Origin of the sequence: Salmonella sp. 741265073_HBA (assembly GCF_046569105.1) — a bacterium.
Taxonomy (GTDB): domain Bacteria; phylum Pseudomonadota; class Gammaproteobacteria; order Enterobacterales; family Enterobacteriaceae; genus Salmonella; species Salmonella enterica.
The window spans coordinates 88174-113968 of the sequence record NZ_JBKFRY010000014.1; the positions used below are offsets into that span (position 1 = coordinate 88174).

The following is a 25795-nucleotide window of genomic DNA, read 5'->3' on the forward strand; positions in this document are numbered from 1 at the left end:
TGTAAAGCAAATCTGTTCCGTTCATTATAATGAAAATTCGTTCGATATGACTAAAGAAGATGAAACACTATTTTTCCTGTCTCAAAGGAGACACGATAAAAGCGATATTTTTAGTGTGCCTGGCCGTGGGCGTCGTCGGCATGTCCTATGGCTCACTGGCGATGGCCTACGGTTTCCCACTGTGGGTGCCGTTTGTCCTCTCTATTTTTGTACTGGCGGGCGCGTCCGAATTTATGTTTATCGGCATTGTTGCCAGCGGCGGCAATCCGTTAGCGGCGGCGGCGGCAGGACTGCTGGTGAATGCGCGCCACGTGCCGTTTGGCGTAACGGTGCGCGATTTGGTTGGCACCCGCGCCGCCAGCTTTTTCGGCTGCCATATTATGAATGATGAGAGCGTGGTGTTCGGCCTGTCGCAAAAAACCCCCGAACAACGTAAAGCCGCCTACTGGCTATGCGGTCTGGGCGTCGCCCTATTCTGGCCGATTGGCACACTGATTGGCGCGGGTGTCGGCAAACTGCTCCCTGCCCCAGAAACCATCGGTCTGGATGCCGTATTCCCGGCAATCTTACTGGCGCTGGTGATCCCGGCGTTTAAAAACCGCACCACATTGATTCGTGGTTGCAGCGGCGCCGCGCTGTCGCTTGCCGCCGTTCCCTTTGTGGCGGCCGGATTGCCGGTGTTGCTTTCGCTGCTTGGCCTACTGGCGAGGAAAAAATAATGGGCAATATGACGCTATTTATTATCGGTATTGCTCTTTTGTCTGCGGGAACCTATTTGATGCGCCTCGGCGGCGCGAAACTTGGCAGCCGTCTGGCGCTGTCTGAGCGTTCACAGGCGCTGCTCTCGGATGCGGCAACGGTGCTGCTATTCTCCGTCGCGCTGGCGACCACCTTTTACGAAGGCGAACATTTTGCCGGAATGGCGCGCGTATTGGGCGTCGCCTTCGCCGTATTTTTAGCCTGGCGTAAAATGCCGCTTATTGTGGTGATTATCGCCGCTGCGGTAGTGACAGCACTGCTGCGGCTGGCAGGTATTAATTAACGTCTTACAGAACAGTTGGGCGTGACCCCCTATAAACGATGAAGGCTGGGCCGCCCTATGCTGAAGTGGCTCAGAATTTTCGCATCAGGCGGGATAAATGCTTTCCATATAAATGCCGATCCTCAATTACACTACCAGTACCTTCCAGCGTGACGTCAACATCTTATGATAGCTTCAGATTACTGGTTTTTCTAATAGCTCTCTTTAGTTAATGTTTACGTCAGCTATTTTTACGGATATTGCCTGATGAAGAATACATAAACGAAAAAAGCGCCTGATCGGCGCTTTTTATTGGCGTTATAGCGTAATTTTATAGGCGCTTGCGCCAGCCTGCACGCAGTTAATGCGCCATCACTCAACGCAGGCGGTTATAATCATCCACCATCTCGTTATAACTTCTCAACGACGCCGGATAAGAATCCGCAACCATCCATCCTGTTGCAGGGTCCTGCACCCGTTTCTTTTCAAAATCAGAATACTCAACATTGTCTCTGATGCGACGAATATATTTTTTAGCTTGTAGCTGATAATCAGCCGCAGAGCTGATGAAAGAAGAATTACGGCCATCAGTATTCACTTCTTTCAATTGCGCAATCATTGTTTCCAGTTCCGCGACTTTTTTCATCATCGCTTCGGCATCAAAGGTATCGGCAGAAATAACCTTGTTGATCTGCTTTGCCGAAATCATGACAGCCAGAGAATAATAGTTAAATGTTTTACCTTCCGATTCTTCTATTTTCTTCAACTGTGTCAATTGCCGTTTGTCATTTATTTCCTGAATAGCCTCATGATATTTTTCCGAGACGGGTTTAAAATCCTCGATATTCTTCAGTAATGTCTGATGCAGCGCCTTACCTTTAGCAAAGGCATCATCTTTATAGTTTTCCTGGGTATAATATTTTTCCATTTCGTTAATGGTATTACCCAGCGCGGCGGCGCTATCAATATAGCTAACGGCAACGCCATCAATAGGCTCAAGTAATGGCGTTAAGGCGGCCACCTGTTTCATCTCTTTCTGGCAATTCGTTATGTAAGACTCCGTAATACCATAAATGCCATAAACCAGACTCTCTTTCCCTGTCGGACCTTTTTTAAAGTCTTTCACCCAATCCGCGTAACGCGCCAGACTGTGCTGAACGGGCAATTGAAGTTTATTAAAACAATCGATATAGACATCCATTTTTTCACTATAAACTTCTTCAGCGTCAACCTCCGGCTGAGCTGGCGTTTCTGGCTTCGCCGCCGGGGGCTGAGTTGCCGTTTCTGGCTTCGCTGCTGAGAGCTGCGCTGGACTTTCGTCAGATTGCGTTTCCGGCGTCTGAGAAGGCGCTGGCGTCGCAGGCTGACTGCTGGTGGCCGACGTCGCCTCGGTTTTAACATTATTGTCATCACATCCTGTTGCGCCCAGGGTCATTAGCGCAATGATTATCGCTGAGGATAATAAATTCCTTTTCATTTAATTGCCTTTTGTATATTTACGTTGAGGTTCTCTTATTTTAACGAAAATATGGCCTCGCCACTACACGTCATTCCGTTATTAAGAGAGGCTGTAAAATCCAGAAAATATATATTTCATATACCATCATTCTACATAAAATATATATTAAATTAATAATATATATTTTACGCAAATGTAGAGGGTACTATTTTAGTCTGCGATTAACCGCTGCGGATGGGTATAAATCGTCGCCCGACCCGGCTTACAGAACCCCACCAGCGTAAGATTACACCGTTCAGCGACGTCAACCGCGAGCGTGGTGGCAGCAGAAACCGCAAACAAAATTTCCACACCGCACATCGCCGACTTCTGCACCATTTCGTAACTCGCACGACTGGAAACCAGCGCCGCGCCTTGCCGCCATTCCTCACCCTCCGTGGCGCGGCGACCGAGCAGTTTATCCAGCGCAACGTGGCGTCCGACATCTTCATGGCCCCCCGCCAGTTCACCCGACGGCATGACCCACGCCGCAGCGTGCGTACACCCCGTCAGCTTACCCGTCGGTTGAAAATCATTCAGATGTTTTAACGCGCGATCAAGGTTACCGAGATTAAACGTTTGGCTAAACGGCAGCGGTTGCACCGGCTTACCGATGTCATTGAGCTGTTCCACGCCACATACGCCGCAACCGGTGCGTCCGGCCAGCGCGCGACGACGCGCTTTCAGCCCCATAAATCGACGGCTGGAAAGATCAATCTGCACTTCAAGTCCGTTACAGGACGGTACAACGTCCATGCCATAGATTTCACGCGGGCTGTCAATGATCCCTTCCGACAGAGAAAACCCCATTGCAAAATGCGTCAGATCTTTCGGAGAGGCCATCATAACGACATGCGAAATGCCGTTATACACCAGTGCCACTGGCACTTCCTCGGCAACATCATCAAGTTGGGGGGACTGCAAATCCTCGCGTTTCCAGAGAGTCAACTGGCGTGAGGTTGTGAAATCAGTCACATTTAGGACTTCTTCAGACAGTATATTGTTCACTTTCTTTTAACCATATAAGAACACACACACCAACATTATGGTATTCTGTTACAACTCCTCCCGGATGGAGGAAAATTTATCCAATTCTGAACCTTTGCGGGCCCGTCCGCAAAGAAAAATAACAACCACTCCCTGAGCGTTTCAGATAGAGAAATGTGAAAGAGAAGTGACAATGTCGAAACAAGGAGCAAACCATGCAGGTCAGCAGAAGGCAGTTCTTTAAGATCTGCGCTGGCGGTATGGCAGGCACCACGGCGGCGGCACTGGGCTTCGCGCCCGGCGTAGCGCTAGCGGAAACACGGCAATATAAACTGCTGCGCACCCGCGAAACCCGTAACACCTGCACCTACTGTTCCGTTGGCTGCGGGCTGTTGATGTACAGCCTCGGCGACGGTGCGAAAAACGCCAAAGCATCTATTTTCCATATCGAAGGGGACCCGGATCATCCGGTAAGCCGTGGCGCGCTGTGCCCGAAAGGGGCCGGTCTGGTGGACTTTATCCACTCTGAAAGCCGCCTGAAATTCCCGCAATACCGCGCGCCGGGTTCAGATAAGTGGCAACAAATCAGTTGGGAAGAAGCGTTTGACCGCATCGCTAAACTGATGAAGGAAGATCGCGACGCCAACTATCAGGCGCAGAACGCCGAAGGCGTTACCGTTAACCGCTGGCTCACCACCGGGATGCTGTGCGCTTCCGCATCCAGTAACGAGACGGGTTATTTAACGCAAAAATTCTCCCGCGCGCTGGGTATGCTCGCGGTCGACAACCAGGCGCGTGTCTGACACGGACCAACGGTAGCAAGTCTTGCTCCAACATTTGGTCGCGGTGCGATGACCAACCACTGGGTCGACATCAAGAACGCCAACCTCGTCGTGGTGATGGGCGGTAACGCCGCAGAAGCTCACCCGGTCGGGTTCCGCTGGGCGATGGAAGCCAAAATTCACAACGGCGCGAAGCTGATTGTGATCGATCCGCGCTTTACGCGTACCGCGTCGGTGGCCGATTTCTATGCGCCAATACGCTCTGGTACTGACATTGCCTTCTTGTCAGGCGTGATGCTGTATCTGCTGACCAACGAAAAATACAACCGTGAATACACCGAGGCCTATACCAATGCCAGCCTGATCGTGCGTGAAGATTTTGGCTTCGATGATGGTCTGTTCACCGGCTACGACGCAGACAAGCGGCAGTACGATAAAACCAGTTGGCACTATGAGCTGGACGAAAACGGTTTTGCCAAACGCGATACGACACTGCAACACCCGCGCTGTGTCTGGAATCTGTTGAAACAGCATGTCTCACGCTATACGCCGGACGTGGTAGAAAATATCTGCGGTACGCCGAAAGCGGACTTCCTGAAAGTGTGCGAGTACATTGCAGAAACCAGCGCAAAAGATAAAACCGCGTCGTTCCTGTACGCGCTGGGCTGGACGCAGCATTCCATCGGCGCGCAGAACATCCGTACTATGGCGATGATCCAGCTTCTGCTCGGTAACATGGGGATGGCGGGCGGCGGCGTTAACGCCCTGCGCGGTCACTCCAACATTCAGGGACTGACCGACTTAGGACTGCTGTCGCAAAGTCTGCCGGGCTACCTGACGCTGCCGAGCGAAAAACAGACCGACCTGCAAACCTATCTGGCTGCCAATACGCCGAAGCCATTGTTGAAGGATCAGGTCAACTACTGGGGCAACTATCCGAAATTCTTCGTCTCAATGATGAAGGCCTTCTTTGGTGATAAAGCGACAGCGGAAAATAGCTGGGGCTTTGACTGGCTACCGAAGTGGGACAAAGGGTACGACGTGTTGCAGTACTTCGAGATGATGAAACAGGGCAAGGTCAACGGCTATATCTGCCAGGGCTTTAACCCGGTGGCCTCATTCCCGAACAAAAACAAAGTGGTCGCGTCGCTTTCCAAACTGAAGTACCTGGTGACTATCGATCCGCTCAACACCGAAACGTCCACCTTCTGGCAAAACCACGGTGAGTCGAACGACGTTGATCCCGCAAAAATCCAGACCGAAGTGTTCCGTCTGCCTTCCACCTGTTTTGCCGAGGAAAATGGTTCCATCGTTAACTCAGGTCGCTGGTTACAGTGGCACTGGAAGGGCGCGGACGCCCCGGGAATTGCCATGACCGACGGCGAAATCCTCGCCGGTATCTTCTTACGCCTGCGTAAGATGTACTCTGAACAGGGCGGCGCCAACCCGGAACAGGTGTTGAATATGACCTGGAACTACACCAAACCATACGAACCCGCCTCTGAAGAAGTGGCGATGGAAAGTAACGGTAAAGCGCTGGCCGATCTTATCGACCCGGCAACCGGCGCGGTGGTGGTGAAGAAAGGTCAACAGCTCAGTTCGTTCGCGCAACTGCGCGATGACGGTACGACGTCCAGCGGCTGCTGGATTTTCGCCGGTAGCTGGACGCCGGAAGGCAACATGATGGCGCGTCGTGATAACGCCGACCCGTCTGGTCTCGGCAACACGCTGGGCTGGGCATGGGCATGGCCGCTTAACCGCCGCATCCTCTATAACCGCGCCTCCGCCGATCCGCAGGGTAATCCCTGGGACCCGAAACGTCAGCTACTGAAATGGGAAGGCGGAAAATGGGCCGGATGGGATATTCCGGACTACAGCGCCGCCGCGCCCGGCAGCGACGTCGGACCGTTTATCATGCAGCCGGAAGGGATGGGTCGCCTGTTTGCTATCGATAAGATGGCGGAAGGGCCGTTCCCGGAACACTACGAACCGTTTGAAACGCCGCTGGGCACTAACCCGCTGCACCCGAACGTTATCTCTAACCCTGCCGCCCGTATCTTTAAAGACGATGCCGACGCGCTGGGTAAAGCGGATAAGTTCCCGTATGTCGGAACTACTTACCGTCTGACCGAGCACTTCCACTACTGGACCAAGCACGCGTTGCTTAACGCTATCGCCCAGCCGGAACAGTTTGTGGAAATTGGCGAGAAGCTGGCGAATAAGCTCGGCATCGCGCATGGCGACACCGTGAAGGTCTCCTCGAACCGCGGCTATATCAAAGCCAAAGCGGTGGTGACCAAGCGTATTCGCACGCTGAAAGCGGACGGCAAGGATATCGATACCATCGGTATTCCTATTCACTGGGGCTACGAAGGCGTGGCGAAAAAAGGCTTTATCGCCAATACGTTAACGCCTTTCGTCGGTGATGCGAACACGCAAACGCCGGAGTTTAAATCCTTCCTTGTGAACGTGGAAAAGGTGTAACGGAGACGACCTATGGCTTATCAATCGCAAGACATCATTCGTCGTTCCGCCACTAACGGTTTCACCCCCGCGCCCCAGGCGCGGGACCACCAGGAAGAGGTGGCGAAACTCATCGACGTCACCACCTGTATCGGCTGTAAAGCGTGTCAGGTGGCGTGCTCCGAGTGGAACGACATCCGTGATGAAGTGGGCAATAACGTCGGGGTGTATGACAACCCGGCTGATTTGACCGCGAAATCCTGGACGGTAATGCGCTTCTCGGAAGTGGAACAGAACGACAAACTGGAATGGCTGATCCGTAAGGATGGCTGTATGCACTGCGCCGATCCCGGCTGCCTGAAGGCCTGTCCGGCGGAAGGGGCAATCATTCAGTACGCTAACGGTATTGTCGACTTCCAGTCCGAGCAGTGTATCGGCTGCGGCTACTGTATCGCTGGCTGCCCGTTCAACGTGCCGCGCCTCAACCCGGAAGACAACCGCGTCTATAAATGTACGCTGTGCGTCGACCGCGTGACCGTGGGGCAAGAACCGGCCTGCGTGAAGACCTGTCCAACCGGCGCCATTCATTTTGGCTCGAAAGAGGATATGAAAACGCTGGCGGGCGAGCGGGTGGCGGAACTCAAAACCCGTGGTTATGACAACGCGGGTCTGTACGATCCGGCGAGCGTAGGCGGTACGCATGTCATGTACGTGCTGCATCATGCTGACAAGCCGAATCTGTATCACGGTCTGCCGGAGAACCCGGAAATCAGCGAAACCGTTAAGTTCTGGAAAGGCGTCTGGAAACCGCTCGCCGCGTTCGGTTTTGCCGCGACCTTTGCCGCCAGCGTCTTCCACTATGTCGGCGTCGGCCCGAACCGTGCGGAAGAGGAAGATGACAACCTGCATGAAGAGAAAGACGAGGTGCGCAAATGAAACGACGTGACACCATCGTGCGCTATACGGCGCCGGAACGCATCAACCACTGGATCGTCGCCTTCTGCTTCGTGCTGGCGGCGGTGAGCGGGCTGGGCTTTTTATTCCCATCCTTCAACTGGTTGATGCATATCCTGGGCACCCCACAACTGGCGCGAATTCTGCACCCGTTTGTGGGCGTGGTTATGTTTGCCTCGTTCATCATCATGTTTTTCCGTTATTGGCACCACAATCTAATCAATCGGGATGATATCTTTTGGGCGAAGAATATTCGTAAGATCGTCGTCAACGAGGAAGTGGGTGACACCGGGCGTTATAACTTCGGTCAGAAATGCGTATTCTGGGCGGCGATTATCTTCCTGGTGCTGCTGCTGGTAAGCGGGGTAATTATCTGGCGTCCGTACTTTGCGCCTGCTTTCTCAATCCCGGTGATCCGATTCGCGTTAATGTTGCATTCTTTTGCCGCAGTAGCGTTAATTGTGGTTATCATGGTGCATATCTACGCCGCCCTTTGGGTGAAAGGCACCATTACCGCGATGGTGGAAGGCTGGGTAACCCGGTCGTGGGCGAAGAAACATCACCCACGCTGGTACCGAGAAGTCCGCAAGACAACGGAAAAAGAAACTGAATGAGTATTCGCATAATCCCGCAAGATGAGCTGGGGTCGAGCGAGAAACGTACGGCGGATATGATTCCGCCGTTATTGTTCCCCCGACTCAAAAACGTCTACAACCGCCGCGCCGAACGTCTGCGCGAGCTGGCTGAAAATAACCCGCTGGGCGATTACCTGCGCTTTGCCGCGCTTATCGCGCACGCGCAGGAAGTGGTGCTGTACGACCATCCGCTGGAGATGGATCTGACCGCACGTATTAAAGAAGCGAACGACCAGGGCAAGCCGCCGCTGGATATCCACGTGCTGCCGCGTGATAAACACTGGCAAAAACTGCTGCATTCGTTGATTGCCGAGCTAAAACCCGAGATGAGCGGCCCCGCGCTGGCGGTGATTGAGAACCTGGAGAAAGCCTCAGAGCAGGAGCTGGAGCAGATGGCCAGCGCGCTGTTTGCCTCGGATTTTGCCTCCGTCAGCAGCGATAAAGCCCCGTTTATCTGGGCCGCGCTCTCCCTTTACTGGGCGCAAATGGCCAGCTTGATCCCAGGCAAAGCCCGCGCGGAATACGGTGAAGCGCGCCAGTATTGCCCGGTGTGCGGTTCGATGCCGGTCTCCAGCATGGTGCAGATCGGCACCACGCAGGGGCTGCGTTATCTGCACTGTAACCTGTGCGAAACCGAATGGCACGTCGTGCGCGTAAAATGCAGTAACTGCGAACAGAGCCGCGACTTACACTACTGGTCGCTGGAAAATGAGCAGGCTGCGGTGAAAGCCGAAAGCTGCGGCGATTGCGGGACTTACCTGAAGATTCTGTATCAGGAAAAAGACCCGAAAGTAGAAGCAGTGGCCGACGACCTCGCTTCGCTGGTGCTGGACGCGCGCATGGAACAGGAGGGCTTCGCCCGCAGCTCCATCAACCCGTTCCTGTTCCCGGGGGAAGGGGAATAAGTTCTCTGGTATACCGGCTAGCAATCTACGTTAGCCGGATCATTGCTCAATAACGCAATGCTTGTATAACGTTTCTCGGGTCGTTGGCAATGGCGCGAAGTAACGCTTTGGCTGGCCCTGTCGGTGAACGTCTTCCTTGCTCCCAGTTGCGCAGCGTATCCACGTTGACCGAAATCAGTTCTGCAAACTTAGATTGCGACAACCCAGATGCCTGCCGTATTTCTTTAATCTTCATTGCATCAATATGAAAGGTACGAGAAGGCTCACGGGTCCCTTCAATGATTTCATTCATTTGAGACATACTTTGAGTTAATCGCTCAAATAACACTTTATCCATCTACCACCTCTCATTCAGCATACGAAGCACCGCTTTTTCCTGCGGCGTGAGATCATCTTTAATGCCTTTTTGATAAATCAGAAGCAAGCGAATCTCATACCGTTAACTACGGTGAAAATAGATAATTCGCACGCCACTACGCTTTCCTTTGCCTCGCGCTCCCCAGCGCATTTTTCTCAGGCCGCCCGTTTCCTGAATGACATCACCACAATCTGGATGCTGAGCCATAAAAACCTGAAGCTTATGGTATTCATCATCATCGAGCAGTTTTTTAACATCTTCAGTAAAGAGTTCCGTTTCTATAAATTGCATATTCCATACGCCATTGGCTTATAGTAGTGAAAATAATCTATACGTCAATGGCGTATAGCATCATCATTTCACAGTACAAAAATTAAAAACCCAGCGCCAACCGCATTCCATTTTTTGCGAACCTCTATCCAGAATCATCATCCCCTCGTTTCACCACTTTCCATCCCCAACGAACCAGGTTATAAACTGTACATATATACAGTCAAAGGAGCGTTATATGCCACTGGAAAAAGGAATTGCCGAACTGGTCGCTGGGTTTATCGCCGCGGGCCGCCCCTCTTCACGAGAGCAGAATATTGATGACCGGAGAGCGGGCTATATTGCCAGCACGACGCTGGCGGGTGAGAAAGAAATTCGGGTGAGTTCGGAAGATATCGTGCTGGAAGGGATGACATTTCGCGTCGTTTCGCCGCCAAACGCATCCGGTTCTCTACCCTGTATCCTCTACTATCACGGCGGCTGTTTTGTTAGCGGCGGCTTTCTGACTCATGACCCCCAGCTACGGCAACTGGCCTGGAAAAGCGGCTGTAAGGTGATTGCCATTCAGTATCGCCTTGCGCCAGAGCACACCTTCCCTGCGGCTCATGACGACGCTGAACGCGGGGCCAATATCGTCCATCAATACGCGGAGCAGTTAGGCATCGATCGTGAACGTATCACGCTTGCTGGCGACAGCGCAGGCGGGCACCTGGCATTGGTCAGCGCGCTACGCCTGAAATCCACCGCCCACTGGTCTCCGGCGAAGCTGCTGTTGATCTACCCGATGCTTGACGCTACTGCCAGTTTCCCCAGCTATGCCAGCAACGGGCAAGACTACATCATCACCCGCGATACGCTGTTATCGGGTTTCGAAATGTATCTCCAGGATACCGACCTCCGCCACCCGGAAGCCAGTCCGATATGGCGTGAAGATTTTGCCGGTTTACCGCCGGTGCATATCCTCACCGCAGAGTTCGACCCACTGCGCGATGAGGGCGAGGCCCTGTATCAACGGTTCCAGGAACAGGGTGTGGAATGCACTTGCCAGCGCTATCTCGGTGTCATCCATGGCTTTTTCCAGCTCGGAGGCGTGAGCCAGGCGGCACGAAGCGCCATGCGAGATGTGGCCTGGCGTGTTGTAAGTCCATCAACAGGCAAAATGACCTAAAATTCAATTTTGTTTTCAACTTGAAAACTGGATAACGTTGCGCTAAATTGTTTTCAGGTTGAAAACTTTGTAATGGAACTACATTGTGCATGTTATCAGCCGAAAACCGTTCAATGAAGCGATGCTCATGTATCCAAACCATGAGCTTGCCCTCACTGAGTTGCTGAATGTTCTGGAGAAAAAAACATTCACTCAGCCTGAAGAGATAAAGCGGTATATTCCTTCACTGGATAATTTTAAGTACAGAGATAAATGGTGGGTGATTGATGTTTCTGGTAACAGCCTGAGACTCATTTCCTACATAGATTTCAGGTTACATAAGATATTTGTGAAACATATCGTTTCCCATGCCGAATATGACAAACTGACCGCATATTATCGGGGTAATAAAGAATGAGAACTCATCGTCAGATGGATGCAACCAGCGCAAAAAAGATCGTTGATACCTTCAGCGATGCGGTAAAAAGCGTCCCACTGATGGGGGAAGACCGAAATGACAATGAGTATCGCAGGGCACTAGCGCTAGTGGAGTTTCTGGTCGACCACGACGATCTTGAAAACCCACTATTTGAATTGCTCTGTGCCCGAATCAGTGAATACGAAAAACATGCGCCGGAATTCAAAGCACTCAACCAACACCTGGAGAAAACGCCCCCTGGCGTTTCAGTATTGCGAACGCTCATGGATCAATACGGTCTCAAAGCAGCAGATCTTGCCAACGAACTTGGTTCTAAATCGAACGTCAGCAACATCTTAAATGGCCGCAGAGCACTAACGGTTAATCATATTAAAGCGCTTACACAACGCTTTAAACTACCAGCGGATGCCTTCATCGAGTAGTTGGATATGTCCAGCTACTCCTCCTCGTTGCCGCCCTCTTCATACGGGCCGAACGGTTTCGCGGGTAGTACGATATAAATGCCTTCGAAAATTGCCCCAGCGGTCTCGCCGCCCAACAGTTCAACCTGCAACTGGACACGCGCTTTTTTACCCCGCGCCAGCCTGTCCAAATCACCGCTTAGCGACCCCAAATCAGCCACGGCGTTTGGCTTTCCGCTAATCGGTTTACTGTAGCGAATATGGGCGTCAGCAAGAATAATCGTCCCGCCCAGGTGGCGTTCACGGAGCATCAGCCAGATAAGTCCCCATCCGGTCAGCGTCGCCAGGGAGAACAGGCTGCCGGCAAACACCGTGTGATGCGGATTTTGATTACCGGTTTCCGGCATCGTGGTAATAAATTTTTGCCCGGTGTACTGCTGAATGCGCACCCCCATCTTTTCGCTCAATGGAATGTGCTCATACCAGGCCTGCTGAAGCTGCCCGCACCAGTCGCCGCGATGCAGGATATCATCCAGCGATGCTACCGGTTTAATCATCAGAAAATGGCGGATTGGCGTAGTTGTGGGCGTAGTAATCTCCCCCTGATTGACAAACCCGAGTTTGGCAAAGAACTCAACCGCATCTTCGCGCGCGCTGCAGGTGACGCGCTTAACGCCTTCCTGGCGGGCGACAGACTCCAGGGTCATCGCCATTAATGTCCCCAGCCCTTTATCCTGTACCGAGGGATGTACAGCCATAAAACGGATAGACGCCTCGTTATCTGCATTGATATACAGGCGGCCCACTGCAACTAAATTTCCTTCTTCGTCCACCACCATTTGATGGTGCGCCAACGCATCCCAGCCATCCCGTTCCGACCCTTTCGGCTGGTGCAGCGGTTTACGCAGCATCTCCCAGCGAAACTGGTAGTAACGTTCTAATTCTTCTTCTGTTTGCGGAACTCGAAGGTGATACATAGCCGTACTCTCTCTTGTTATCCGCGGCCACGCCGGAAGCTGACTCATACCTGGAGCCAGAATGTCACGGGACCGTCATTAACCAGCTCAACCTGCATATCGGCAGCGAAGCGTCCGGTTTGCGTGTTTATCGCCTGCTGGCGGCAGCGTTCGACAAAATATTCATAAAGCGCCTGCGCGCGATCCGGCGCAGCCCCGCCGGAAAAGCTTGGTCGCATACCGCGCTCGGTATCTGCCGCCAGCGTAAACTGCGACACCACCAGCACGCTGCCGCCAGCCTGTTGTACATTCAGATTCATCTTGCCGTCAGCATCGCTGAAGATACGGTATCCCAGCACGCGCTCGCACAGACGATTCGCTTTTTGTTCGTCATCTTCTTTTTCGACACCCAATAACACCAAAAGTCCTGGGCCGATTTCACCCGTCACCTCATCCTCCACGGTGACGCTGGCACGGGTTACGCGTTGAATTAATGCAATCATGGTTGGTCAGCTTCTTCTTGTTCTGCGGCTTGTTTGAGTTTTCGGTATTCCCCGAGAGTGACAGTTATTTCTGCGCCAAGCAAGACTATACACCAGGTCCAGTATACCCAGACAAACAGGATAGGGATCACTGCCAGTACGCCATAAATGAGCTGATATGACGGGAACATGGTGATATAAAGCGCGAAACCTTTCTTTCCGGCCTCGAACAGCAACGCTGCGACAAACGCGCCGACAAGGGCGTCACGGTTCGGTACGCGAGTTGTTGGGACAATACTGTAAAGTAACCAGAATGAGATCCACGAGAGCAGCAGCGGAAGGATGCGCAATACATTGTCGATGACCGTATTCAGATCGCTGGCCCAGCGTAAAGAAAGCAGGTAGGAGCTGATTGCCAGGCTGGCGCCAGCGAGAAGCGGGCCGAGCGTGAGGATCATCCAGTACACCGCAAAAGAGTACACTTTTGGCCGTGTGCGTTTGCTGCGCCAGATAGTGTTTAAGGCGCTATCAATGGCGTACATCAACAGCAATGCCGTCACAATCAGTCCACAGGCGCCCACCGCCGTCATTTTGTTGGAGTTAGCGACAAACTGCTCAATATAGCGCTGAATCACGTCTCCGGTGGCTGGCATAAAGTTAGCAAAAATAAAATGGCGTAACTGAATGCTGACATCAGAAAACATCGGAAAAGCAGCGAAAAGGGCAAAAACGACGGCAATAAGCGGTACTAAGGAGAGTAATGAGACATAGGCGAGATTTCCCGCCAGAGTCGTCATATTATCCTCATCGATACGCTGCCATAATAGCTTGAGCCAGGCCCGAACAGGGCGCGTATGGCGTCCAGCTTTTTGGTGAACGGTTTTTAGCATAACAGCTTCGCGAAGTAGTCAGGGATGGTGGCTTTATCCTTCACCAGAATGCTGGTGATCCCCAACTGGTTGGCCCCTTCTATATTATCGGCATTGTCGTCGAAAAAGACCGCATCGGCAGCGGAAAAACCTTCTTTCTGCAGGACGTGCTGATAAATACGCGCTTCCGGCTTACGCATTCCCAAATCCTGCGATAAATAGATATGGTCGGCGGCAGCGCGCACCTCCGGATATTCTTCCGGCCAGAAGTGGGTATGCAGTCGGTTAGTATTGGATAGCACCACCACGCGATGCCCCTGCTCGCGCAGTTTATGCATGATAGCAATCACTTCGGGCCGTAATCCGACAAATACCGCCTGCCAGCCGTGCGCGAATTGTTCATAACTGAGCGATAACGCCATTTCATGACAGAAAGCTTCAACAAACGCTTCGTCCGTTATCTCACCGCGTTCATGTTGGTGAAAAGTCTCGCCCATCGTAAATTTTTGCTTCAGCGAAGCCAGCGGTACTCGACTCAGATCGCTCCACACACCTAATACGCGGTTAAAGTCGATGTCGACAATCACATTACCTAAATCAAAGATGTAGAGCATGTCATTCTCCTTGCTAACCGGGGATGAATAACTGTAGCGGGAAAGGAGAAGTTTGACTATGTATCCCTTTATAAATCAATTAACAAAAAGACAATAGAAACGCAGACGATGCCCAATATCGCCTGCATCACAGCGCCGTTTTATTGGCCGGATAAAGCGCTGACGCAACCCTCCGGCGCAAGGGCGCTTGTCACGCTGAAACGGCGTCGTCCAGCGAAGGACTCACCTGAACCACTTCGATTTGCTGGGATTGAAGTAAATTCTGTAATGCCGGACCGGGATACTCGTCCGTAAACAGAGCGGTAATCTGTGACACATTGCCGATCTCAACCGCCGCAGAAGCATGGTATTTCGTATGATCGGCGGCCAGCAAAATATGTCGCGAGTGGGCCATCATGGTTTTCACTACGCTGGCTTCGTTGACATCAAACTCCAGTAACGCGCCATCGCTCTCTATCGCGCCTACGCTGGTGACGAGATAGTCCGCCCGGAACCCCGCGACAAACGCCGCCGCGGATGGCCCGATAATGCCGCTATTATGCGGGCGCAGCGTGCCGCCAGGCACCATCACTTCAAAACGAGGGTTATTATAAAGAATGTGCGCGACGCGCAGGCTATTGGTGATAATGCGCAGATGATTATGGTTGAGCAGCGCGCGCGCCACCTGCTCAACCGTCGTTCCAATCGTGATAAATATCGTGGAGCCATCCGGAATATAGTCAGCCACGGCTTCCGCAATGGCTTTTTTCTCTTGCGTCCAGGAGACCTCTCGCTGCTCAAAGGCGGTATTGACCACACTGGACGCTCTGCCAGCGCCGCCGTGATGACGCGTAATCAGCCCCTGCTCGCTTAATTTACGAATATCGCGGCGAACCGTCTGGGTAGAGACCTCCAACAAACTGGCTAACTCATCGATATTCATATAGCCGCGCTCATCAATTAGCATTAACAGCCGATCGTGTCGCGGATTACCGGTCAGTTCGGTAAGACTCATGAGCATTCCTCTAAAAGCTTCCTACTGCTCATATTATACAAAAAGTGACAAGAAAGATCGGGTTTGCTCACAATCAGGGATACCCGCCCGGCCACCCGGGCGCGTACACTTCAGCGCGGCAACGCCGCTGGCGAATCTGACAGCCTCTTCAATGGCGTATCCGCTTGCCAGGCCAAATGCCAGTGCGCCATGAAAAACATCGCCCGCGCCGGTAGTATCCACCGCCTCCACGGTAAAACCCGGTTGGTGGCGTACCGCCGCTTTTTCCAACCAGTTGCAGCCTTCACTGCCTCGCGTGACATAGACATGTCCATTTGTGAGCATTTGTGCTTTTTTTAGCGCATCAATGGCTTCGCTCATCCCCGTCAGGCGTGCCAGCCCTGGCTCGGAGAAGGCGGCGTGGTCGCTTAACGCCACCAGCTCGCTAATATCCTGCGGCGTAATATCGCCATCAAGAACAGTCATGACGCCAGCCTGACGCGCCAGCGTAAACGCCTGTTTTGCGCCGTCATGCCAGCGCACATCCGCCAACACCACATCCCACTGCGAAAAATCGATGTCGTTAAGCCAGTCGGCGTCAGGTAATAAATCCGGGCTGGGATAATTAACGATAATCCGCTCTCCTTTGGCATCCACCATAATCGCTGACTGCGACGACATGGCCTGCGTGTAGCGGCGGGTATAGCGCGTATTTACCCCCAGGGATTCCAGTTCCGCCAGCAGGCTGTTTCCGGTGTCGTCATCGCCCACACGGCCAATAAAGTCCACCTGCGCGCCCAATTTCGCCGCAGCCACGGCAGCGGTCGCCGCAGGCCCGCCGCCCACTTCCGTATAGCGCTTCGCCACATATTTACCCCCTTCTGTCGGTAATCCTTCCACGTAATAGATGCGATCCATCACGGTAATACCTACACAAGCAATACGAACCATGGTCATTCCTCAAGCATTTTCGATGTGCTCATTTTAATTTCACGAAATGTTTAAAAAGTGACGGCTGTCAATTTTTTGACCATAAATTACAAATACGATCACAAACAGACAGAAAAAGGCTCATTAATGACAAAAAATGACACCACCGTGTTCAGGAGAACGATATGGCAGTTATAGCATTTATCGGGTTGGGACAGATGGGCTCTCCTATGGCGAGCAATCTGCTAAAGCAGGGCCATCAACTCAGCGTCTTCGATGTTAATCCCGACGCCGTACAGCGTCTGGTAGACAAAGGCGCGCAACCTGCAAGCAGCCCGGCTCAGGCAACCATCGGCGCTGAATTTGTTATCACCATGCTCCCGAACGGCGATCTGGTTCGTTCCGTTTTGTTTGGCGAGCAAGGCGTTTGTGAAACTCTTTCCCGTGAAGCGCTGGTCATTGATATGTCCACTATTCATCCGTTGCAAACCGATAAGCTGATTGCCGACATGCAGAGCAAAGGGTTCAGCATGATGGATGTACCGGTAGGCCGGACATCCGACAACGCGATTACCGGCACATTGTTGCTGCTGGCAGGCGGTACGGCGGAGCAAGTAGAGCGCGCTACCCCTGTTCTGATGGCGATGGGTAATGAGCTGGTCAACACCGGCGGCCCGGGAATGGGTATTCGCGTAAAACTGATCAACAACTACATGAGTATTGCGCTAAATGCGCTCTCCGCCGAAGCCGCCGTGCTGTGTGAAGCGCTGGGGCTTTCCTTCGACGTGGCTTTAAAAGTGATGAGCGGCACTGCCGCAGGCAAAGGGCATTTCACCACCACCTGGCCGAATAAAGTGATGAAAGGGGATCTGTCTCCCGCCTTCATGATCGATCTGGCGCACAAAGATCTTGGCATCGCGTTGGATGTCGCCAATCAACTGCACGTACCGATGCCGCTCGGCGCCGCCTCCCGTGAAGTTTATAACCTGGCGCGGGCCGCAGGCCGCGGTCGGGAAGACTGGAGCGCCATCCTGGAACAGGTGCGCATCAGCGCCGGGCTGACCGCCAACGTAAAAAAGTAACGACTGTATAAAGGAAAATTGAATGAACAACTACACCATCAAAGACATTACGCGAGCGTCCGGCGGGTTTGCCATGCTGGCTGTCGATCAGCGCGAGGCGATGCGTTTAATGTTTGCTGCTGCTGGTGCAAAAACACCCGTTGCCGATAGCGTGCTGACGGATTTCAAAGTGAATGCGGCGAAAATTCTTTCCCCGTATGCCTCTGCCGTTCTGCTGGATCAGCAGTTCTGTTATCGCCAGGCCGTAGAACAAAACGCGGTCGCTAAAAGCTGCGCCATGATCGTCGCGGCGGATGATTTCATCCCGGGCAACGGTATTCCCGTTGATAACGTGGTCATTGATAAAAAAATTAATGCGCAGGCGGTAAAACGGGATGGCGCGAAAGCCTTAAAACTGTTGGTGCTGTGGCGCAGCGACGAAGACGCGCAGCAGCGTCTGGATATGGTCAAGGAATTCAATGAATTATGTCACTCCAATGGTTTGCTGAGCATTATCGAACCGGTTGTACGTCCGCCGCGCTGCGGCGACAAGTTCGATCGCGAGCAGGCGATTATCGATGCGGCCAAAGAGCTGGGCGACAGCGGCGCCGATCTTTACAAAGTTGAAATGCCGCTCTACGGCAAAGGCGCGCGTTCCGATCTTCTTACCGCCTCACAACGCCTGAATGGGCATATCAATATGCCGTGGGTCATCCTCTCTTCCGGTGTGGACGAAAAACTGTTCCCTCGCGCGGTCAGGGTCGCCATGGAAGCTGGCGCATCCGGGTTCCTGGCGGGACGCGCGGTCTGGTCATCAGTGATTGGTCTACCGGATACCGAGCTGATGCTACGTGATGTTTCCGCGCCTAAGTTGCAACGTCTGGGCGAGATCGTCGATGAAATGATGGCGAAACGTCGTTAATACGAGGATGAAAGAATGAAATGGTTTAACACGTTGAGCCACAACCGCTGGCTGGAGCAGGAAACCGACCGCATCTTTAATTTCGGTAAAAACGCCGTGGTGCCGACAGGCTTCGGCTGGCTGGGAAATAAAGGGCAAATTAAAGAAGAGATGGGCACCCATCTTTGGATCACGGCGCGTATGTTGCACGTTTATTCCGTGGCGGCGTCGATGGGCCGACCGGGCGCTTATGATCTGGTCGATCATGGTATCAAAGCCATGAACGGCGCGCTGCGCGACAAAAAATACGGCGGCTGGTATGCCTGCGTTAACGATCAGGGCGTGGTGGATGCCTCTAAACAGGGTTATCAACACTTCTTCGCCTTGCTGGGCGCAGCCAGCGCCGTCACGACCGGGCATCCTGAAGCCAGGAAATTGCTGGATTACACCATAGAAGTGATTGAGAAATACTTCTGGAGTGAAGAAGAGCAGATGTGCCTGGAGTCCTGGGATGAAGCCTTCAGCAAAACCGAAGACTACCGTGGCGGCAACGCCAATATGCACGCCGTCGAAGCGTTCCTGATTGTTTATGACGTTACCCATGACAAAAAATGGCTGGATCGCGCGCTGCGTATCGCGTCGGTAATTATTCATGATGTGGCGCGCAACGGTGATTACCGTGTCAATGAACACTTCGATTCACAGTGGAACCCTATCCGCGACTACAACAAAGATAATCCTGCCCACCGTTTTCGCGCCTACGGCGGTACGCCAGGTCACTGGATTGAGTGGGGCCGTCTGATGCTCCATCTCCATGCTGCGCTGGAGGCCCGCTTCGAAACGCCGCCCGCCTGGCTGTTGGAGGATGCGAAAGGTCTGTTCCATGCCACTATCCGCGACGCCTGGGCGCCAGATGGCGCAGACGGCTTTGTCTACTCAGTCGACTGGGACGGTAAACCTATCGTACGTGAACGCGTGCGCTGGCCGATTGTGGAAGCGATGGGGACAGCCTACGCCCTCTACACCCTGACGGGCGATAGCCAGTATGAAGAGTGGTATCAGAAATGGTGGGACTACTGCATTAAGTACCTGATGGACTATGAAAATGGTTCCTGGTGGCAAGAGCTGGACGCCGATAACAAAGTGACCACCAAAGTGTGGGACGGCAAGCAAGATATTTACCATCTGCTGCACTGTCTGGTCATTCCTCGTCTGCCACTGGCGCCGGGCCTGGCTCCAGCGGTCGCGGCGGGTCTCCTGGATATCAACGCGAAATAGGTCATGAGGATGGCAGCCATGCACAGCGGTGGAAAAACTATTCAGCTTAATGCGGGCCATTACCAGGCGAAAATCGTCACGGTTGGCGCAGGTCTGGCGGAACTGACCCATCATGGACGCCATGTGGTCATCCCGCATAAACCGGAAGAAATACCCATGGCGCATCTGGGGAAAGTATTGATTCCCTGGCCCAATCGCGTGACAAATGGCTGCTACTCCTATAACGGCAAGGTTTTCCAGCTTGCCGTTAACGACCCGGTTTCGCAGACCGCCATTCACGGTCTGTTAGCCTGGCGAGACTGGCAGATTAATTATCAGTCGGCGACGGAAGCGTCGCTAACGATTTTTCTGCCGCCCTCTTACGGCTATCCCTTTGCGTTGATATCGGAAGTGATTTATCGGTTAGATGCCGCCAGTGGGCTGCGCGTATTGATTCGTACGCAAAACATTGGCGATGAATCAGCCCCTTATGGCGCGGGCGCACATCCTTATTTGACTTGTAATCTACAAAGCATCGATAGCTGTGTATTAACACTGCCTGCAAGCGAAGAATTGCCCGCAGGCAGGGATTTTTCCGCATCATGCCTGCTCGGCGAAACGCGCCTTGATCATGCGGTTAAGACCGCGACTACCCCGGCTGAGTGGGAGGTCAGACTTACCAGCCCAACGCAGAACATGTCTACATTTTTACGCAGCAATCAACCCTGGCTACAGATCTATACCGGCGAAAAACTCAGCCGAAAAGGTCTCGCGGTAGAGCCTATGAGCTGCCCGCCCGATGCATTTAATTCCGGGATCGCACTGATTCATCTTGCCCCAAAAGCGATCCATCAACTGCATTTTTCCATCGGCTGTGACTAGCCCAAATGGATTACCGAATTACCCTACATTCACGGAGATTACAATGAATTCTCTACCACAACGGTCAACCGATTTTGAACTGACAACATCACAGGATGGTTTTGCACTTAGCTGGCAGCAGCGCCTGATTTTACGCCACAGCACCGAAAATCCCTGTCTGTGGATTGGCACGGGCGTTGCCGACATTGACATGTTTCGCGGCAACTTCAGCATCAAAGACAAACTTAACGAAAAGATTGCATTAACGGAGGCTACGGTCAGCGAGCTACCCGACGGCTGGCTGGTACAATTCAGCCGTGGCGCAACAATTAGCGCCACCCTTCGCATCTCCGCCGATGAGGCGGGACGCCTGACGTTGGATCTGCAAAACGACGACCTGCACCATAACCGTATCTGGTTACGCCTCGCAGCTAATCCAGACGACCATATCTACGGCTGCGGCGAACAGTTCTCTTATTTCGATTTGCGCGGCAAGCCGTTCCCGCTGTGGACCAGCGAACAGGGCGTTGGCCGTAATAAAACCAGCTATGTCACCTGGCAGGCAGACTGTAAAGAGAATGCCGGCGGCGACTATTACTGGACCTTCTTCCCGCAACCGACCTTTGTCAGCACGCAGAAGTATTACTGCCACGTCGATAATAGCTGCTATATGAATTTCGACTTCAGCGCGCCGGAGTATCACGAACTGGCGCTGTGGGAAGATAAAACTACGCTGCGTTTTGAGTGTGCCGACACCTACATCGCCCTGCTGGAAAAACTGACTGCGCTGTTAGGCCGCCAGCCGGAGCTGCCGGACTGGGTTTACGACGGCGTCACGCTAGGCATTCAGGGCGGTACGGAAGTTTGCCAGCAAAAACTGGATACCATGCGCAACGCAGGCGTAAAAGTGAACGGTATTTGGGCGCAGGACTGGTCCGGTATCCGCATGACCTCCTTTGGCAAGCGCGTGATGTGGAACTGGAAGTGGAATAGCGACAACTATCCGCAACTGGATAGCCGGATCAAACAGTGGAAAGAAGAAGGCGTCCAGTTCCTCTCTTATATCAACCCATACGTCGCCAGTGATAAAGACCTCTGCGCTGAGGCGGCGAAACACGGCTATCTGGCGAAAGACGCCACGGGCGGCGACTATCTGGTCGAGTTTGGCGAATTCTATGGCGGCGTGGTCGATCTGACCAATCCTGAAGCTTACGACTGGTTCAAAGACGTCATCAAAAAGAACATGATCGCGCTCGGCTGCAGCGGCTGGATGGCGGATTTCGGCGAATATCTGCCGACCGACACGTATCTGCACAACGGCGTCAGCGCCGAGATCATGCATAACGCCTGGCCTGCGCTGTGGGCGAAATGTAACTACGAAGCGCTACAGGAGACCGGCAAACTCGGCGAGATCCTGTTCTTTATGCGTGCGGGTTACACCGGCAGTCAGAAATATTCCACCATGATGTGGGCAGGTGACCAGAACGTTGACTGGAGCCTTGATGATGGTCTGGCCTCTGTAGTGCCTGCGGCATTGTCGCTGGCGATGACCGGCCATGGTCTGCATCACAGCGATATCGGCGGCTACACCACCCTGTTTGACATGAAACGCAGCAAAGAGTTGCTGCTGCGCTGGTGCGATTTCAGCGCCTTTACGCCGATGATGCGCACCCATGAAGGCAACCGCCCCGGCGATAACTGGCAGTTCGACGGCGACGCGGAAACTATTGCCCACTTTGCCCGCATGACCACCGTCTTTACCACGCTGAAACCGTATCTCAAGCAGGCGGTGGCGCAAAACGCGGCTACCGGTCTGCCGGTCATGCGTCCGCTATTCCTGCACTACGAGAACGATGCCGCAACCTACACCCTGAAATACCAATATCTGCTCGGTCAGGATCTGCTGGTCGCGCCGGTTCACGAGCAGGGGTGTTGCGACTGGACGCTGTACCTGCCGGAAGATCACTGGGTGAATATCTGGACCGGCGAAGTTCACCACGGCGGTGAAATTACCGTGGATGCGCCCATTGGCAAACCGCCGGTCTTCTATCGCGCGAAGAGCGAGTGGGCTTCACTTTTTGCTTCTTTACGGAATATCTAATACGGCTCGCCCGCAGGGAAACCTGCGGGCAGATGGAGAAGAATAATGAGTCAAACATCATCGAATCCGGCAACCCTACGCTTGCCGTTTAAAGAAAAACTTGCCTATGGACTGGGGGATTTAGGTTCCAATATCCTGTTAGATATCGGGACCCTCTATTTACTCAAATTTTATACCGATGTGCTGGGTTTACCAGGGACTTACGGCGGGATCATTTTCCTGATCGCCAAATTTTTTACCGCATTTACCGATATGGGTACCGGCATTATGCTCGACTCGCGGCGTAAAATTGGTCCGAAGGGCAAATTCCGCCCGTTCGTGCTTTACGCGGCATTTCCGGTAACGCTACTGGCGATTGCTAACTTTGTCGGCACACCGTTTGAGGTGACGGGAAAAACCGTCGTCGCAACGATACTGTTTATGCTGTACGGACTGGTTTTCAGCATGATGAACTGCTCGTATGGCGCGATGGTGCCAGCGATTACCAAGAACCCGGATGAACGCGCCTCGCTTGCTGCCTGGCGCCAGGGCGGCGCCACTCTCGGCCTGCTGCTGTGTACCGTTGGCTTTGTGCCGGTCATGAACCTGATCGAAGGCAATGCCCAGCTCAGCTATATTTTCGCCGCCACGCTATTTTCATTGTTTGGCCTGCTATTTATGTGGCTGTGCTACGCCGGCGTTAAAGAGCGCTACGTCGAAGTGAAACCTGTCGATAACGCGCAAAAGCCCGGATTATTGCAGTCGTTCCGCGCCATCGCCGGTAACCGTCCGCTGTTTATTCTGTGTATCGCCAACCTTTGTACTCTCGGCGCCTTCAACGTCAAACTGGCGATTCAGGTTTATTACACACAGTACGTTCTTAACGACCCGATCCTCCTCTCCTGGATGGGCTTCTTTAGCATGGGCTGTATTTTTATCGGCGTCTTTTTGATGCCCGGCGCAGTAAGGCGTTTTGGCAAGAAGAAAGTCTATATCGGCGGGCTGTTAATATGGGTGGCGGGCGATCTGCTCAACTACTTCTTTGGCGGCGGCTCGGTCAGTTTTGTCGCCTTCTCCTGCCTGGCGTTCTTCGGTTCCGCCTTCGTCAACAGCCTGAACTGGGCGCTGGTTTCCGACACGGTGGAGTACGGTGAATGGCGCACCGGCGTCCGCTCGGAAGGGACGGTTTACACCGGCTTCACGTTCTTCCGTAAGGTCTCCCAGGCGCTGGCAGGGTTCTTCCCCGGCTGGATGCTGACGCAAATCGGTTATATCCCGAATGTGGTGCAATCGGCAGGCACCGTCGAAGGCCTACGCCAGTTGATCTTTATTTATCCTTGCGTGCTGGCGGTCATCACCATTATTGCGATGGGCTGTTTCTACAACCTCAACGAGAAGATGTACGTGCGAATTGTGGAAGAGATTGAGGCCCGGAAACATACGGTTTAACAACAATAAAATATAACGCCCTGCGGGGCGTTTTGAGAGGCGATTATGTCTAATCATGATCCGCTAACGCTAAAGTTGAGCCTGCGGGAAAAATGCGCCTATGGCGTGGGCGATTTCGGCTCAAATCTGATGCTGTGTATCGGTACGCTGTATCTACTGAAGTTTTATACCGATGAACTCGGGATGCCTGCATATTACGGTGGAATTATCTTTCTGGTGGCGAAATTCTTCACTGCTTTTACCGATATGCTCACCGGCGTATTGCTGGATTCACGCCGTAATATTGGCGCAAAAGGAAAGTTTCGGCCTTTTATTCTGTATGCGTCATTTCCGGTGGCTCTGGTTGCTACTGCGCAATTCTTTGCCACTCACTTTACTTTACCCGTTAAAACAGCCTTCGCGACGGTGCTGTTTATGTTGTTCGGTCTGTTCTACAGCCTGATGAACTGCTCATACGGCGCGATGGTACCCGCTATTACCAAAAATCCGCATGAGCGGGCCCAGCTCGCCGCATGGCGACAAGGCGGCGCTACCATTGGCCTTCTTCTTTGTACCGTAGGTTTTATGCCCATTCAGGCACTGTTTACCCGTTCCCCTTCGCTGGGTTATCTGATTGCAGCAGTCATCTTTTCGGTCTGCGGGCTGTTCAGCATGTGGTGGTGCTTTAGCGGGGTGAAAGAACGGTATATCGAAACCGTACCTGACACGCATAAACCCAGCATATTGAAATCCTTCTGCGCGATTTTTCGTAATCCGCCGCTGCTGGTGCTCTGCGTCGCCAATTTGTGCACGCTGGCCGCCTTTAATATTAAGCTGGCCATTCAGGTTTATTACACTCAGTACGTGCTGAACGATATTCATTTGTTGTCATGGATGGGTTTTTTCAGCATGGGCTGTATCCTGATTGGTGTTTTATTAGTACCTGCTGCGGTAAAACGCTTCGGGAAAAAACAGGTTTATCTTGGTGGTCTGATATTGTGGGCCGTTGGCGATATCCTGAATTTTATCTGGGGTGGAACGTCATTCCTGTTTGTCATTTTCTCTTGTATCGCCTTCTTCGGTACCGCTTTCGTCAACAGCCTGAACTGGGCACTGGTTCCGGATACGGTTGACTACGGTGAATGGAAAACGGGTATTCGCGCTGAAGGCTCGGTGTACACGGGTTATACCTTTTCCCGCAAAATTTCCGCTGCGCTTGCTGGCTTTTTGCCAGGTATTATGCTGACGCAAATCGGTTATATCCCCAACATAGCTCAAAGTGACACCACGTTGCTTGGTTTGCGTCAGCTCATTTTTTTATGGCCTTGCGGTCTTGCCATTATCGCAGCACTAACGATGGGCTTTTTTTATAAGCTCAATGAACAACGTTTCGCTTTTATTATCGAGGAAATTGCCCAACGAAAGAAAACAGGTAATCAAATTGTCGCGACTAATAATAAACAAAGTATTTCTACTGTAAATAATTAAACGACGCTTGCCGCTTTATCCATCCCGATGGATGG

At 52.7% G+C, this 25795-nt stretch carries 25 protein-coding genes and 1 pseudogene; 16 read left to right on the forward strand and 10 right to left on the reverse strand.

All coding sequences use genetic code 11. The annotated features are described in order from the left end of the window. Positions 1 to 59 precede the first annotated feature (59 nt). Together ACLD3P_RS17885 and ACLD3P_RS17890 are read left to right on the forward strand one after the other, a co-directional pair. Positions 60 to 719 (forward strand): AzlC family ABC transporter permease, encoded by a 660-nt coding sequence (locus ACLD3P_RS17885; RefSeq protein WP_000683586.1) that lies wholly within the window; start codon positions 60 to 62, stop codon positions 717 to 719. Next, positions 719 to 1042: an AzlD domain-containing protein gene (locus ACLD3P_RS17890; RefSeq protein ID WP_000527673.1), complete on the forward strand. Its 324-nt coding sequence runs from the start codon at positions 719 to 721 to the stop codon at positions 1040 to 1042. The genes ACLD3P_RS17885 and ACLD3P_RS17890 overlap by 1 nt, the downstream gene beginning before the upstream one ends. A 355-nt stretch (positions 1043 to 1397) precedes the next feature. On the opposite strand, the gene ACLD3P_RS17895 is transcribed toward ACLD3P_RS17890, so the two are convergent. Then, entirely contained in the window at positions 1398 to 2498 is a 1101-nt protein-coding gene (locus ACLD3P_RS17895) for a YiiG family protein (RefSeq protein ID WP_411006542.1), read from the reverse strand. A gap of 192 nt (positions 2499 to 2690) precedes the next feature. Then, positions 2691 to 3527, reverse strand: a complete 837-nt coding sequence (gene fdhD / locus ACLD3P_RS17900; RefSeq protein WP_001059743.1) for a formate dehydrogenase accessory sulfurtransferase FdhD — start codon at positions 3525 to 3527, stop codon at positions 2691 to 2693. A 194-nt stretch (positions 3528 to 3721) separates the two neighbouring features. Between fdhD and fdnG the strand changes: the two genes are divergently transcribed. Genes fdnG through fdhE form a run of 4 tightly spaced genes read left to right on the forward strand, consistent with a single transcriptional unit; the run spans position 3722 to position 9245 of the window. Beyond that, a complete protein-coding gene (gene fdnG, locus ACLD3P_RS17905; RefSeq protein ID WP_077248424.1) occupies positions 3722 to 6772 on the forward strand; it encodes a formate dehydrogenase-N subunit alpha in 3051 nt (1016 codons plus the stop codon). A gap of 12 nt (positions 6773 to 6784) precedes the next feature. Continuing rightward, the gene (fdxH, locus tag ACLD3P_RS17910; protein ID WP_411006541.1) at positions 6785 to 7687 is read left to right on the forward strand and encodes a formate dehydrogenase subunit beta; all 903 of its coding nucleotides are present in this window, start codon (positions 6785 to 6787) and stop codon (positions 7685 to 7687) included. Beyond that, positions 7684 to 8319, forward strand: coding sequence for a formate dehydrogenase cytochrome b556 subunit (fdoI, locus tag ACLD3P_RS17915; RefSeq protein ID WP_000829025.1), 636 nt, complete (start codon positions 7684 to 7686; stop codon positions 8317 to 8319). Before fdxH ends, fdoI begins: the two co-directional genes overlap by 4 nt. Continuing rightward, positions 8316 to 9245, forward strand: coding sequence for a formate dehydrogenase accessory protein FdhE (gene fdhE, locus ACLD3P_RS17920; protein ID WP_000027730.1), 930 nt, complete (start codon positions 8316 to 8318; stop codon positions 9243 to 9245). The genes fdoI and fdhE overlap by 4 nt, the downstream gene beginning before the upstream one ends. Positions 9246 to 9291: 46 nt before the next feature. Here fdhE and ACLD3P_RS17925 read toward each other — a convergent pair whose 3' ends face one another. Beyond that, positions 9292 to 9582 (reverse strand): helix-turn-helix domain-containing protein, encoded by a 291-nt coding sequence (locus ACLD3P_RS17925; protein WP_000362050.1) that lies wholly within the window; start codon positions 9580 to 9582, stop codon positions 9292 to 9294. Then, positions 9583 to 9894 (reverse strand): annotated as a pseudogene (locus ACLD3P_RS17930) (type II toxin-antitoxin system RelE/ParE family toxin). 217 nt (positions 9895 to 10111) lie between these two features. Between ACLD3P_RS17930 and ACLD3P_RS17935 the strand changes: the two are divergent. The 3 genes from ACLD3P_RS17935 to ACLD3P_RS17945 all read left to right on the forward strand — a co-directional run bounded on the left by ACLD3P_RS17935 (position 10112) and on the right by ACLD3P_RS17945 (position 11881). Beyond that, the gene (locus tag ACLD3P_RS17935) at positions 10112 to 11041 is read left to right on the forward strand and encodes an alpha/beta hydrolase (RefSeq protein WP_411006540.1); all 930 of its coding nucleotides are present in this window, start codon (positions 10112 to 10114) and stop codon (positions 11039 to 11041) included. Positions 11042 to 11126: 85 nt separating this feature from the next. Next, positions 11127 to 11438: a type II toxin-antitoxin system HigB family toxin gene (locus tag ACLD3P_RS17940; RefSeq protein ID WP_111769633.1), complete on the forward strand. Its 312-nt coding sequence runs from the start codon at positions 11127 to 11129 to the stop codon at positions 11436 to 11438. Beyond that, positions 11435 to 11881, forward strand: a complete 447-nt coding sequence (locus ACLD3P_RS17945; RefSeq protein WP_001259009.1) for a type II toxin-antitoxin system HigA family antitoxin — start codon at positions 11435 to 11437, stop codon at positions 11879 to 11881. Before ACLD3P_RS17940 ends, ACLD3P_RS17945 begins: the two co-directional genes overlap by 4 nt. A 14-nt stretch (positions 11882 to 11895) precedes the next feature. Here ACLD3P_RS17945 and fabY read toward each other — a convergent pair whose 3' ends face one another. From fabY to ACLD3P_RS17975, 6 genes are all read right to left on the reverse strand, one after another. Then, positions 11896 to 12837, reverse strand: coding sequence for a fatty acid biosynthesis protein FabY (gene fabY / locus ACLD3P_RS17950; RefSeq protein ID WP_001518251.1), 942 nt, complete (start codon positions 12835 to 12837; stop codon positions 11896 to 11898). Positions 12838 to 12881: 44 nt separating this feature from the next. After that, the gene (dtd, locus tag ACLD3P_RS17955) at positions 12882 to 13319 is read right to left on the reverse strand and encodes a D-aminoacyl-tRNA deacylase (protein ID WP_000560969.1); all 438 of its coding nucleotides are present in this window, start codon (positions 13317 to 13319) and stop codon (positions 12882 to 12884) included. Next, on the reverse strand, positions 13316 to 14188 hold the full coding sequence (locus tag ACLD3P_RS17960; protein ID WP_000921423.1) for a virulence factor BrkB family protein: 873 nt from the start codon (positions 14186 to 14188) through the stop codon (positions 13316 to 13318). Before ACLD3P_RS17960 ends, dtd begins: the two co-directional genes overlap by 4 nt. Continuing rightward, positions 14182 to 14781 carry a glucose-1-phosphatase gene (gene yihX / locus ACLD3P_RS17965; RefSeq protein WP_411006539.1) on the reverse strand — a complete coding sequence of 200 codons (600 nt, stop codon included), beginning with the start codon at positions 14779 to 14781 and terminating at the stop codon, positions 14182 to 14184. The genes ACLD3P_RS17960 and yihX overlap by 7 nt, the downstream gene beginning before the upstream one ends. Positions 14782 to 14971: 190 nt before the next feature. After that, a complete protein-coding gene (locus ACLD3P_RS17970; RefSeq protein ID WP_000059693.1) occupies positions 14972 to 15775 on the reverse strand; it encodes a DeoR/GlpR family DNA-binding transcription regulator in 804 nt (267 codons plus the stop codon). 33 nt (positions 15776 to 15808) lie between these two features. After that, positions 15809 to 16705, reverse strand: a complete 897-nt coding sequence (locus ACLD3P_RS17975; RefSeq protein ID WP_080108605.1) for a sugar kinase — start codon at positions 16703 to 16705, stop codon at positions 15809 to 15811. A gap of 164 nt (positions 16706 to 16869) precedes the next feature. On the opposite strand from ACLD3P_RS17975, the gene yihU reads away from it, so the two are divergent. Genes yihU through ACLD3P_RS18010 form a run of 7 tightly spaced genes read left to right on the forward strand, consistent with a single transcriptional unit; the run spans position 16870 to position 25760 of the window. Then, the gene (gene yihU / locus ACLD3P_RS17980) at positions 16870 to 17766 is read left to right on the forward strand and encodes a sulfolactaldehyde 3-reductase (protein ID WP_000268248.1); all 897 of its coding nucleotides are present in this window, start codon (positions 16870 to 16872) and stop codon (positions 17764 to 17766) included. Positions 17767 to 17788: 22 nt separating this feature from the next. Continuing rightward, a complete protein-coding gene (gene yihT, locus ACLD3P_RS17985) occupies positions 17789 to 18667 on the forward strand; it encodes a sulfofructosephosphate aldolase (protein ID WP_001067413.1) in 879 nt (292 codons plus the stop codon). A gap of 15 nt (positions 18668 to 18682) precedes the next feature. After that, the gene (gene yihS / locus ACLD3P_RS17990) at positions 18683 to 19924 is read left to right on the forward strand and encodes a sulfoquinovose isomerase (RefSeq protein ID WP_000870942.1); all 1242 of its coding nucleotides are present in this window, start codon (positions 18683 to 18685) and stop codon (positions 19922 to 19924) included. Positions 19925 to 19927: 3 nt separating this feature from the next. Continuing rightward, positions 19928 to 20785: an aldose-1-epimerase gene (locus ACLD3P_RS17995; protein WP_015406200.1), complete on the forward strand. Its 858-nt coding sequence runs from the start codon at positions 19928 to 19930 to the stop codon at positions 20783 to 20785. Between the two features lie 43 nt (positions 20786 to 20828). Next, a complete protein-coding gene (locus tag ACLD3P_RS18000; protein WP_411006538.1) occupies positions 20829 to 22865 on the forward strand; it encodes an alpha-glucosidase in 2037 nt (678 codons plus the stop codon). Between the two features lie 45 nt (positions 22866 to 22910). Beyond that, positions 22911 to 24293, forward strand: coding sequence for an MFS transporter (locus tag ACLD3P_RS18005; RefSeq protein WP_000084245.1), 1383 nt, complete (start codon positions 22911 to 22913; stop codon positions 24291 to 24293). Between the two features lie 45 nt (positions 24294 to 24338). Then, complete coding sequence (locus ACLD3P_RS18010; protein WP_000064888.1) at positions 24339 to 25760, forward strand: MFS transporter; 1422 nt, start codon at positions 24339 to 24341, stop codon at positions 25758 to 25760. Positions 25761 to 25795: the final 35 nt, after the last annotated feature.